General features: G+C 68.3%; 9 protein-coding genes. 2 read left to right on the top strand and 7 right to left on the bottom strand.

What is annotated here, in order from left to right; genetic code table 11:
- Window positions 1-27: 27 nt before the first annotated feature.
- A complete protein-coding gene (locus tag MYA_RS25035) occupies window positions 28-1,449 on the bottom strand; it encodes a purine-cytosine permease family protein (RefSeq protein WP_014725644.1) in 1,422 nt (473 codons plus the stop codon).
- 315 nt (window positions 1,450-1,764) lie between these two features.
- Here MYA_RS25035 and MYA_RS25030 point away from each other — a divergent pair, with 315 nt between their 5' ends.
- A complete protein-coding gene (locus tag MYA_RS25030) occupies window positions 1,765-2,688 on the top strand; it encodes a LysR substrate-binding domain-containing protein (RefSeq protein ID WP_034195632.1) in 924 nt (307 codons plus the stop codon).
- 22 nt (window positions 2,689-2,710) lie between these two features.
- Here the strand turns inward: MYA_RS25030 and argE are convergent, their stop codons facing one another.
- The 4 genes from argE to MYA_RS25010 form a co-directional block, all read right to left on the bottom strand.
- The gene (gene argE / locus MYA_RS25025) at window positions 2,711-3,874 is read right to left on the bottom strand and encodes an acetylornithine deacetylase (RefSeq protein ID WP_014725642.1); all 1,164 of its coding nucleotides are present in this window, start codon (window positions 3,872-3,874) and stop codon (window positions 2,711-2,713) included.
- Window positions 3,867-4,544, bottom strand: coding sequence for a DUF1028 domain-containing protein (locus tag MYA_RS25020; protein ID WP_014725641.1), 678 nt, complete (start codon window positions 4,542-4,544; stop codon window positions 3,867-3,869). The genes argE and MYA_RS25020 overlap by 8 nt, the downstream gene beginning before the upstream one ends.
- Window positions 4,541-5,002 (bottom strand): RidA family protein, encoded by a 462-nt coding sequence (locus tag MYA_RS25015; protein WP_034195625.1) that lies wholly within the window; start codon window positions 5,000-5,002, stop codon window positions 4,541-4,543. Before MYA_RS25015 ends, MYA_RS25020 begins: the two co-directional genes overlap by 4 nt.
- Before the next feature lie 83 nt (window positions 5,003-5,085).
- Window positions 5,086-6,432 (bottom strand): flavin-containing monooxygenase, encoded by a 1,347-nt coding sequence (locus tag MYA_RS25010; protein ID WP_041494349.1) that lies wholly within the window; start codon window positions 6,430-6,432, stop codon window positions 5,086-5,088.
- 360 nt (window positions 6,433-6,792) lie between these two features.
- On the opposite strand from MYA_RS25010, the gene trpS reads away from it, so the two are divergent.
- Window positions 6,793-7,806, top strand: a complete 1,014-nt coding sequence (gene trpS, locus MYA_RS25005) for a tryptophan--tRNA ligase (protein ID WP_014725637.1) — start codon at window positions 6,793-6,795, stop codon at window positions 7,804-7,806.
- An 86-nt stretch (window positions 7,807-7,892) separates the two neighbouring features.
- Here trpS and MYA_RS25000 read toward each other — a convergent pair whose 3' ends face one another.
- Window positions 7,893-10,406 (bottom strand): EAL domain-containing protein, encoded by a 2,514-nt coding sequence (locus tag MYA_RS25000; protein WP_014725636.1) that lies wholly within the window; start codon window positions 10,404-10,406, stop codon window positions 7,893-7,895.
- A gap of 405 nt (window positions 10,407-10,811) precedes the next feature.
- Entirely contained in the window at window positions 10,812-11,732 is a 921-nt protein-coding gene (locus MYA_RS24995) for a LysR family transcriptional regulator (protein ID WP_014725634.1), read from the bottom strand.
- Between the last annotated feature and the right edge of the window lie 380 nt (window positions 11,733-12,112).

Raw genomic sequence — 12,112 nt, 5'->3', positions numbered from 1 at the left:
CGCCCGCCCCTCTCGACACTCACCGCGTTACCGCGCCGCCGACGACGGCAGCTGCGCGCCCATCTGCCGGCGCCGGTACGCGCTGTCGCGCGTCGCAAGCCAGTAGTACAGCGGCGAGGTCAGCAAGAGGCCGACCAGCCACGACAGATCCGCGCCGCCCAGATGCGCCGGAATCGGGCCCGCGTACATCGGCGTGTTCATGAACGGAATCTGCACGACGATCCCGATCGCATACGCGAGCAGCGCCTGCGGATTGAAGCGGCCGTACACGCCGCCATCCGCGGTGAAGATCGCGTCGATGTCGTACTTGCCCTTGTGGATCACGTAGAAGTCGATCAGGTTGATCGCCGTCCACGGCACCAGCACCACGAGCAGCGCGAGCACCAGATCGACGAGATTGCCGACGAAGTTCGTCGACGCGCCGATCGCCGCGTAGCAGCAGCCGACGAAGATCACGACCGACAGCACGGCGCGCGCCTTCGCGGTCGGAATCCAGCGGTACGCGAAGGTCTGCACCGACGTGATGACCGCGAGCACCGCGCCGTACAGGTTCAGCGCGTTGTGGCTGATCACGCTCAACAGGAACAGCACCAGCATCAGCGGGCCGAGCGGGCCGGTCGCCTGCTTGACGGCGTCCATCGTGTCGACGCCGGCCGGCACCGCGAGCGCCGCGACCGCGCCGAAGATGAACGCGAGCGTCGAGCCGATCGTGCAGCCGAGATAGGTGGCCCAGAACGTCGACGCGACGCCGACGTCTTCCGGCAGATACCGCGAATAGTCCGACACGTACGGCGCGAACGCGATCTGCCACAGCGCCGACAGCGAGACCGTCGCGAGCCAGCCCGCGAAGTCGAAGCCGCCGCGCGTGAAGAAATCGGCGGTGCTCACGTGCGACAGGATCATCCAGAAGCCGATCAGGATGCCGATGCCGAGTACCCACGTGCCGATCCGGTTGAGGATGTGAATGAACCGGTAGCCGACGATCCCGATCAGCCCCGAGCCCACCGCGCCGATCACGATCCCGACGGGCACCGGCACCGACGACGCGATCCCGTGCACCGACTTGCCGGCCAGCACGATGTTCGATGCGAAGAAGCCGACGTACATCACCGCCGCGATCACCGTGACCAGCAGCGCGCCCCACGAGCCGAACTGCGCGCGGCTCTGGATCATCTGCGGAATGCCCATCTGCGGGCCTTGCGCCGAATGCAGCGCCATCAGCACGCCGCCCACCGCCTGCCCGACGACGATCGCGACGATCGCCCACATCAGGTTCAAATGAAACAGCTGCACGCCGAGCGCACCGGTCACGATCGGCAGCGGCGCGATGTTGCCGCCGAACCAGAGCGTGAACAGGTCGCGCACGTTGCCGTGGCGTTCCGCGGGCGGCACGTAGCCGATCGTGTGCTTCTCTATCATCGATGACGCGTTGCGATCCGCGGTCGTCATGGTCAAGTCTCCTGTCGTGCGCAGTAACGCGCGCCTGCCGTGTCGGCCGGCGCGCGAGCGTGCGCGCCGGCAATCGGGTCCGGATGCGCGGCGACGGCGCAGCACGTGCGCGCTTTTGTCGCGATCCGGATTGGAGACGATGGTGCGCCACGCGCGTCGCGACCCGAAAATACTAAAAATATTTCCGAGACATACGAAAAAGCTCTGCAGGGGAAATTTCGGCGCCGCGCGGGTTCGGGTAAGGTGCTACGCATCCAGCGGACAGCACGCGCTGCGCGGCGGCACGCGCCGCCGCGGCGCGTATCAGAGGTGCTCGTGGCTCACTACACTTTGCGGCAACTGAAATATTTCGTGACGACGGTGGAGTCCGGCAGCGTCGCCGAGGCGTCGCGCCAGCTGTTCATCGCGCAGCCGTCGATCTCCAGCGCGATCAAGGGGCTCGAGGAAAGTTTCGGCGTGAAGCTGTTCATCCGCCATCATGCGCAGGGCGTGTCGCTGACGCCGGGCGGCACGCGTTTCTACCGCAAGGCGCAGGAGCTGCTGCGCATCGCGCACGAGTTCGAACAGAACGCGCTGGCCGACAACGACGTCGTGACCGGCCAGATCGACATCGGCTGCTTCGAGACGGTCGCGCCGCTCTATCTGCCGCAGCTGATCGCCGGCTTTCGCGAGCGCTATCCGGGCGTGAACATCCGGCTGCGCGACGGCGAGCAGCACGAGCTCGTGCAGGGGCTCACCGCCGGCACGTTCGACCTCGCGTTCCTGTACGACCACGACCTCGACGGGACGATCGAGACCGAGCCGCTGATGCCCGCGCAGCAGCCGTACGTGCTGCTGCCGGAGAACCACCGGTTCGCGGAACAGACACACGTGTCGCTGCGCGAGCTGAGCGTCGAGCCGATGATCCTGCTCGACGTGCTGCCGAGCCGCACCTATTTCGTCAGCCTGTTCCGCGAGCTCGGGCTCACGCCGAACATCGTGTTCGCGTCGCCGTCGATCGAGATGGTGCGCGGGATGGTCGGACAGGGCTTCGGTTTCTCATTGCTCGTCACGCGCCCGCATTCCGAATACACGTACGACGGCCGGCGCGTGGTGACGGTCGATCTCAGCGAAACGGTGAGCCCGTCGGGGCTCGTGAGCGCGCGGCTCAAGCGCGGTCAGCTCACCAAGCAGGCGCAGTCGTTCGTCGACTTCTGCCGCGAGCGGCTCGCGCAGATCGTCGAGCAGACGGGCCGGTAGAAACGTGCGGCCGCCGCGACGATCACGCGGACGAAGCGACGTGCGAGACGAGACGCCCCAACATCGCGTCGCATCCGTGCAGCTGTTCGAGCGTGACGAACTCGTCGGGCTTGTGCCCCTGGTCCATGCTGCCCGGTCCGCACACGACGGTCGGCATGCCGGCCTCGCCGAACAATCCGCCCTCGGTGCCGAACGCGACCGTGCCGAATGCGTCGGAACCGCTGAGCATCGCGATCAGCCGCGCCGCGTCGCTGTCCGGCGCCGTGGCGAGCCCCGGATAGGCGCCGAGCGGTTGCAGACGGATATCGGTGTCGGGCTGCACCGCGCGCATCCTCGGCAACAGCTCGGCTTGCGCGTAGTGCTGCAACTGGCTCGGCACGTCGTGCGCATCGAAGCTCGGCAGCGCCCGCACCTCGAAATCGAATTCGCATTCGGCCGGCACGATGTTCAGCGCGCGGCCGCCGCTGATCAAGCCGGTCTGCACGGTCGAGAACGGCGGATCGAAGCGCTCGTCGCGATGCTCGGGCCGCGCGAGCGCCGCACCGATTTCGCCGAGCCGGCCGATCAGCTTCGCCGCGTAGTCGATCGCGTTGACGCCGAGCGGCGCATACGCGGAGTGGCACGCGGCGCCCTTCACGTGACACCGCATCGCGAGCTTGCCCTTGTGGCCGAGCACCGGTTGCAGCCCGGTCGGCTCGCCGATCACGCACACGCGCGGCCGCTGCTCGCGGCCGGCGAGCGCTTCGAGCATCGGCCGAACGCCGACGCAACCGATCTCCTCGTCGTACGACAGCAGCAGATGCACCGGCGTATGCAGCGGCCGAGCGACCAACGCCGGCACGGCCGCGAGCATCGACGCGATGAAGCCTTTCATGTCGGCCGTGCCACGCCCGTACAACCGGCCGTCGCGCTCGGTCAGCCGGAACGGCTCGACCTTCCACGCCTGCCCGTCCACCGGCACCACGTCCGTATGCCCGGAAAGCGCGATGCCGCCGCGATCGCGCGGCCCGATCGTCGCGTACAGGCTCGCCTTGGTGCCTTCCGCGTTGTAGAACAACTCGCTCGACACGCCGTAGCCGTCGAGATAGTCGCGGATGAAGTCGATCATCGCGAGATTCGAATCGCGGCTGACCGTCGCGAAGCCGACCAGCCGCGCGAGCAGTGTACGGCTCGACGTGTCACTCATCGCCGGGCACTCCGTAGCTCGGTGCGGCGGTCGGGTTCAGCGCGCGCGTCTGGTAATCCTGCATCTGCGGGCGATACGCGCGCCACAGCGCATCGAGCTGCCCGATCGGATCGGCATCGGCCCAGTCGACGCGCAGGTCGACGATCGGCCAGGTCACGTCGCCGGCTACCGTCAATGCCGCCGAATGCACCGGGCCGGCCTCGCCGCCCGCCGCGACCGCCGCATGCAGCGCGGCGAGCAGGCGCTCGGCCAGCAGCCCCGGCGCCTGTTCGAACGCACGCGCCATCGCGTCGATCACGGCCGGCGCGGCCAGCAGATTGCCGGCCGCCACGCATTGCTCGCCTTGCACCGCGTGATGCGTGCCGAGCGCTTCGCTGCCGGTGAAGCACGCGGTGCGGCCCTGCGCATCGATCGCCGTCACCTGTCGATACTGGCTCCAGCCGTTCGCGTTCAGCGCGCGATCGAGCGCGGCGGCCGGCGCGAGCTGCTGGTGCTCGATCAGATCGAGGGTCTGCGGGCCGAGCGCGGGCAGCGTGACGTTCTGCGTCGCCACCGCGCCGACACCCGCCCGCACCCACGGGCAGCGCGCGCCCACCGCGATGCTCGACGAGCTGATCGCGATCCCGAGCTGGCCCGTTTCGGCGCAGCGGCCGACGATGGAGAACGTCATTGCGCCTCCCGCACCGACGCCGACGCCTGCGCCGGCTGCCAGTTGTCGGGAATCACGGCGATCACGTCGATCTCCATCAGCCACTGCGGCTGACCGAGCGCCGACACGACGAGCCCCGTCGAAATCGGATAAACGCCCTTCAGCCACTTGCCGACTTCCCGATACACCGGCTCGCGATAACGCGGGTCGATCAGATAGGTGGTCGTCTTGACGATGTGCGTGAGGTCGCTGCCGGCTTCCTCGAGCAGCTGCTTCACGTTGCGCATCGCCTGCTCCGCCTGCGCGCGCGGGTCGCCGAGGCCGACGAGATTGCCGTCGAAATCGGTGCCGACCTGGCCGCGCACGTAGACGGTATTGCCGGCCCGGACGGCCTGGCACAGGTCGTTGTCGAGCGTCTGGTTCGGGTAGGTATCCTTCGTGTTGAACATGCGGATACGGGTGTGGGTGGGCTGGCTCATCGCGGTCCTTCGAATGTCGGTGGGTTCGCACGCCGCGCCGGCGGCGGCGTGCGGGTGGAGGCGCGCTCGCGGCGCGCCGCGGCTCAGTCGATCGCGTCGACGACCGGGCGCGCAGCGGCCGGTGCGAGGCGCGCCGCGTCGTCCTGCCGGGCGCTCGCGTGGCCGCGCCGTTGCGCTGCGTCGTGATAGTCGACGTACTTGCGCTGCGTGGCGATGTGGTCGGCGATGTGTTTCGCGTCGTGCCACACGCCCCAGATGAAGCTGGAGCCGCGTCGCGACAGCCACGGCAGCCCGACGAAATAGATGCCCGGCTCCTTCGACACGCCGCGCTGATGCTGCGGCTTGCCGTTCGCGTCGAACGCATCGACGTTCAGCCAGCCGTAGTCCGTCGCGTAGCCGGTCGCCCATACGATCGACGTCACGCCCGCGCCGGCGAGGTCGAGCGACAGGAGCGGGTTCGTCACGCATGCCGGATCGGGCAGGATGCGGCGCGCCTGCGGTTCGGCGGGCAGCTCGAGCCCGTTGCGGGCCGCATACGCATCGGCCGCGTCGAGCAGCGACAGATAGTTGTCGTCGCCGCGCGCGAGATTGATCGCGAGGTCGGGCTCGAACGCCGCGACGCCGCCGTCGAACGATTTCGTCAGCCCGACCAGCGTCACGCCCCGATTCGCGAGCGCACGAAAATCGACCGTGTGGCCGCCGCGCGCGCCGCTCACGGCGATCGTCACGTGTTCGCGGCCGGGCGTCGCCGCTTCCTTGTCCCATTCACCGAGCACGCCGAGCCACCAGCAGAAGTCGCGGCCGCGATACGCGCGCGGCGGACGATCGTGCGGGCCGACCGACAGATACACCTGCCGGCCGGCGCGCTGCAGCTCGTCGGCGATCTGCACGCCCGACGAGCCCGCGCCGACCACCAGCACGGCGCCGTCCGGCAACTGCGCCGGATTGCGATAGTGCGCGGAATGGATCTGGTGGATGCGTGCATCGTCGGGTGCGATCGGCGGAATGACCGGGCGCTGGAACGGCCCCGTCGCGACCACCACGCGCGTCGCCTCGATCGTGCCGTCGGACGTCTCGACGACGAAGCCCGGCTTGCCGGCGTTACGCACGACGTTCTTCACGTCGACGCCGGTGCGAATCGGCGCGTCGATCTTGCGCGCATAGGCGTCGAAGTAATCGGCAACCTGGTCTTTGGTTGCGAACGCATCGGGATCGAGGCCGGCGAATTCCAGGCCGGGGAAGCGGTCGTGCCATGCGGGGCCGTTCGCGACCAGCGAATCCCAGCGCGCGGTGCGCCAGCGCTCGGCGATGCGGTCGCGCTCGAGCACGAGATGCGGCACGCCCAGCTTGCCCAGATGCTCGCTCATCGCGACGCCGGCCTGTCCGGCGCCGACCACCAGCGTATCGATCGAAGTTGTTTCCACTGCCACGGCTGTCTCCTTGAAGTGCGGCCCGCTGCGCTGCGCGTGTCGTCGCGCGGCCGGGAACGGAGACATTCTGCTGACACGCCGACGCGTGCGAAACGATCATTTTTGTGGTTGTTGACGAGCAAAAAGCTTGGGCCGACGGAGCGCGAACGGCCGCAGCGGCCGCGGCCGGCGCGCTGCGCTATACTTGCGCGATGGAAACCCGACCTGCCTCGCCGAACCTGCATCGCTGGTGGCGCGCCTGACCCAGGCGGCCCGTTTCCTCTTGCATGTCCCGAACGTGATGCCGCCAGCCATGGCGGCATCGTCGTTTCTGCGGCTGCGTCATGGTTGAAGGCGTCGATAACCCGGAGCCCACTCGTCATGACGCACCCTGCCCGACCGATCATCCTCACCGGCGACCGCACCACCGGCCCGCTGCATCTCGGCCACTACATCGGCTCGCTGCGCGCACGCGTGCAGATGCAGCACGACGCGACGCAATTCCTGCTGCTCGCCGACACGCAGGCACTCACCGACAACATGGGGCGCCGCCAGCGCGTCACGGAAAACGTGATCGAGGTCGCGCTCGACTATCTGGCCGTGGGCATCGACCCGGCGCTGTCGACGATCGTCGTGCAGTCGCAGGTGCCCGAGCTCGCCGAGCTGTCGCAATACCTGCTCAACCTCGTCACGGTCGCGCGCCTCGAGCGCAATCCGACCATCAAGGAGGAGATCCGGCTGCGCGGCTTCGAGCGCGACATCCCGGCCGGCTTCCTCACCTACCCGGTCAGCCAGGCCGCCGACATCACCGCGTTCAAGGCGACCCACGTGCCGGTCGGCGACGATCAGCTGCCGATGATCGAGCAGACCAACGAACTCGTGCGGCGCTTCAACGCGACCGTCGAGCAGCCGGTGCTGGTCGAATGCGAGGCCGTGCTGTCGGCCGTCACGCGGCTGCCCGGCATCGACGGCAAGGCGAAGATGAGCAAGTCGCTCGGCAATGCGATCACGCTCGGCGCGACGCCCGACGAGATCACGCGCGCGGTGAAGGACATGTATACGGATCCGAACCATCTGCGCGTGAGCGACCCCGGCCAGGTCGAGGGCAACGTCGTGTTCACGTTCCTCGACGCGTTCGAGCCGGACGTGCAGAAGGTCGACGAGCTGAAGGCGCACTATCGCCGCGGCGGGCTGGGCGACAGCGTCGTGAAGCGGGTGCTCGACGAGCGCCTGCAGGCGCTGATCGAACCGATCCGCGCGCGCCGCCGCGAATTCGAAGCCGACAAGGCAGAGGTGATGGCGATTTTGAAGCGCGGCACGATGCGTGCGCGCGACGTCGCAGGCGACACGCTCGCGCAGGTGAAGCGCGCGATGGGGCTCACGTACTTCGATTGAGCCGGCGCTTGGGCGCTCTCGTGAGCCACGGGCGCCGCACGGCGCCCGGACGGCTCACACGACCGCCGGCCGCCGCGCGCAAAGCCTCAGTCGACGAGCAGCTCCGCGCCGCGGCGCGACACGCTTCGCGTCAGCTGCTCGGCCGGTTGCGGCCGCGCGAGCAGGAAGCCCTGCACCTGATGGCAGCCGATCTCCTGCAGGAAGCTCAGCTGCTTTTCGGTCTCGACGCCCTCCATCACGACGTGCAGCCCGAGCGCGCGTCCCATCGCGACGATCGCGCGCACGATCGCGTCGTCCGTGCTGCCGGTCCCGCAATCCGTGAGGAACGAGCGGTCGATCTTCAGCGTATCGACCGGCAGATCCTTCAGATACACGAGCGACGAATAGCCGGTGCCGAAATCGTCGATCGCGAGGCTGATCCCGCGGATCGCGAGTTCGCGCAGCAGGATGCCGATCTCCTCGCGGGTGTTCATCGCCATGCTCTCGAGCAGCTCCAACTGCAGGCATTTGGTCGGCAACGCGGTTTCGCTGAGGATGGTCGTCAGGTCGCTGAGGAAATGGTCGGTGAAACACTGGCGCGCCGACACGTTCACCGACACGCGCCCGAACTCGAAGCCTTCGTCGAGCCAGCGGCGCGCCTGGCGGCACGCCTCCTGCAGCACCCAGCGCCCGATCGGGACGATCAGCGCGGAGCGCTCGGCGAGCCCGATGAACTCGCCGGGCGCGACGAGGCCGCGGCGCGGATGCAACCAGCGCAGCAGCGCCTCCACCCCGACGATCCGGCCGCTCGCCAGATCGTACTGCGGCTGGTAGAACAGCCTGAATTCGTTCTGCTCGAGCGCACGATGCAGCTCGCCGAGCGTTTCGAGCTGCTCGATCGCCGACGACGTCATCTTGCTCTCGAAGAACTGGAACACGTTCCTGCCGCGGTTCTTCGCGCCGTACATCGCCTGGTCCGCGAGCAGCAGCAGATGTTCGGCGTCGATGCCGTCGTCCGGATAGATGCTGATGCCGATGCTCGGCGTCACGAAGATCTCGCGGCCCTCGATTTCGATCGACTGGCCGACTTCGTCGAGCAGATTGCGCGCGATGCGGCCGACGTCGCGCACGTCGTCGAACTCCTCGAGCACGATCGCGAACTCGTCGCCGCCCATGCGCGCCACTGTGTCGTTCGAAAGCACCTGCCCGGCGATGCGCCCGGCGACCACCTTCAGCACCTCGTCGCCGGCGTTGTGGCCGAGCGTATCGTTGACGAGCTTGAAGCGGTCGAGATCGACGTACATCACCGCGACCTTGCGGCCGAGCCGCTTCGCCTGGACGATCGAGCGCGCGAGCCGCTCCTCGAACAGCGCGCGGTTCGCGAGATTGGTCAGCACGTCGTGGGTGGCGAGATAGCCCAGCCGCTCCTCGGCCTGGCGACGCTGCGTGATGTCGGAAAAAATCGCCGCGTAGTGCGAGATCTCGCCGGCGTTGTCGCGAATGCTGGTGATCGTCAGGTATTCGAGGAACAGCTCGCCGCTCTTGCGGCGATTCCAGATTTCGCCCTGCCAGTGGCCGTCGGTCGTCAGCGAATGCCACAGCTGCTTGTAGAAATCGGGCGTCTGGCGGCCCGAGCTCAGCATCGCCGGGTTGCGGCCGACCACTTCGTCCTCGGTGTAGCCGGTCAGACGCGTGAACGCCTGATTCACGCGCTCGATCCGCGCGTGGCGATCGGTCACCATGATCCCTTCCAGCGCCGATTCGAACACGCGGTCCGCCATGCGCAGGTTGAAGCGCGCGAGGCCCAGCGCCTCGTCGCGCTCGCGCAGCGCGCTGCGCAGCTCGTTCGCGTATTCGTGCTCGATGCTCAGCAGCACGTCGGCGAAGCCAAGCAGGCCGGTGAGCCGCCCTTCCTCGTCGCAGATGCCGACGTGCCGCATGTTGTGCTCGGTCATGAAGCGCTGCGCCGCATACAGGCTCTGCGTGGCGAGCAGCATCTGCAACGGCTTGCTCGCGCATGCGCCCACCGCGCCTCGCACGCCGCTCTGAGCCAGCAGCCGCACGACGTCGCGTTCGGTGAGGATGCCGTGCTCGCCGTCGTCGTAACGGACCAGAATCGCATCGAGCCGCTGCGCGCGCATCCGCGCGACGACGTCGGGCAGCGCATCGTGCTCGGACACCACCACGGGCAGATGGACGCGGATCGATTCGATCGGCTTCAGATGCAGGAAGAATTCCGGGCCCTGGTTCACGACGACGTCGGTCTGCGTCAGCACGCCGATCGCCGCGCCGTCGCGGACCACGATGAAGTGCCGCACGCCCGACTCCTTGAATCGCATCGCGGCTTCGCCCAGCGGCGTCGACGCGTCGAGCGTCAGCACCGGACGGCTCATCACGTCGCCGACCGGGCGGTCGAGCGCGTCGGGATCGTCGCCGGCCGACAGCGCGTCGTGCTCGGTCCAGATGCCGACGACCTGCTGGCCCTCCATCACGACGATCGAGCTGCGGCGCTCGGCGAACATGCGCCGCGCAACCTCGCGCACCGGCGTGGCAGGGTCGCAGGACAGGATCTGACGCGCGACGAGGCGTCCAATCGGAACATCGTAGCTGTTCGGGTACATTCTCTAATCAACACGAAAAGTCCTCGCCGGCGCACTTCGATCGGGCACCCTGCGGGCTCGCCTGCAACGGCAGGCAAGATGTGATTGCATTTGCGCCGAACGGTTGCCTGCTCAACGGCCTTGAAGGCGACCGGCCGACCGGTCGCCGTCGCGACGAGCGCGACACTTTTGCGCGGCGCGTTGGCCATTCCATCGTTCAGCACATCCATACGCCGGCGTGCGGCCCCATCGAGAGCGGCCATTCCGGGTTAACGACAGGTTCGGACAAGAATTGAGCCCCGTGGCGACATTTACAGGGCGGCGCGGCGAAATGTAGCGCTGCCGCGTGACGGCCGGACCGTCGGACCGCCTGCGGCGCAGCGCTGCCGCTGCCGCTGCCGCACGATCGCCGGGTGCGGCCGGGCGTCACGCGGCGGCGCTGCGTGCGCCGAACAGCCCCGCGACCAGGTCGACCTCGTCGAGTTGCTCGAGCCACCAGCTCAATGCGCGCCCGGCCTTGTCCTCCCGCCAGCCGAGATAGCAGTTCGTATGCTCGCGCACGCCCGTCAGCCGCCGCTCGACGAGCTTGCCCTGACGAATCGGCTCCTCGGCGACGGGCGCCGGCAGCATGCCGACCGCGAGGCCTTCGCACAGCAGCTCGAGCTTGGCGGCCAGCGTCGGCACGACGATGACCGGCTGCCCGTCGTGGACGGCCACCGACTTCAGTTCGAGGTCGCGCGACGTGTCGCTGATCACCACGCCGCGATGGCCCGAAATGACGCCGCTGTCGAGCGGTGCGTCGACCGCGGCCAGCGGATGCTGCGGCGCGACGACGAACACGTGGCGCAACACGCCGATCGGTCTTGCGGCGACGTTCGGCGCGTGCGGCGGCTCCCCGGCTGCGCCGATCGCGATATCGGCACGCCCGGACACGAGCGCGTCCCACACGCCACCGAGCACTTCGGTCGAGAAACGCAGCCGCGTCGTCATCTGCAGCGCGTAGAACGCGCGCACGTGGGGCCACAACGACGCGAGCGGCAGGATTTCGTCGACGCACAGGCGCAGCTCCGCCTCCCATCCGGCATGGACGCCGCGGATCCGGTCCTCCAGCTCGCGCCCGGCGCGCAGCAGGCGGCGGCCGTCGTCGACCAGCAAACGGCCCGCGTCGGTCAGCTGCGCGCGCCGCCCGCTGCGATCGAACAGCGTGACGCCGAGCTCGCTCTCGGTCTTCTGCACCAGATAAGTCAACGCGGACGGCACGCGATGGAGCAGCACGGCCGCTTCCGCGAACGTGCCCGTGCGGTCGATGGCATCGAGCGCCTCCATGACCTCAAACGACAACTTCACAACGATCACCTTTCAGGTAGGCCCGCGGCGATCCGGACGCCGGTCCGGCACCCGCCGGGCGCCGGGCCGACGGCACGCGCGCCCGGCGCGGCCGTTCGCCACGGGGGCGTCATTTTGGCAGCGGCGGCGACGCTTTTCCACCAGATTCGTCCGCTCATCCGCACGCACGGCCGGCTCGCCGCACGGCCGGCCCGCGCCGGCCGCCGCCTTCGTGCGCACCGCCGCGCTGCGGCATCGCGGCGAACACACGAAGCCCCAACCGCCACCGCGCCAACCAACTCTTATATAAGACATAAGACATTTGACGCTTGACCACATTGCGACTACAATCGCGTCGAAGCATTGACGCAGTATCCGGAATAGCAGCCCCGGCGTACCTG

Source organism: Burkholderia sp. KJ006 (assembly GCF_000262695.1).
GTDB classification, from domain to species: Bacteria; Pseudomonadota; Gammaproteobacteria; order Burkholderiales; family Burkholderiaceae; genus Burkholderia; species Burkholderia vietnamiensis.
The sequence above is the reverse complement of the archived record's forward strand: the minus strand, read 5'-3'. Positions and strand labels throughout refer to the sequence as shown.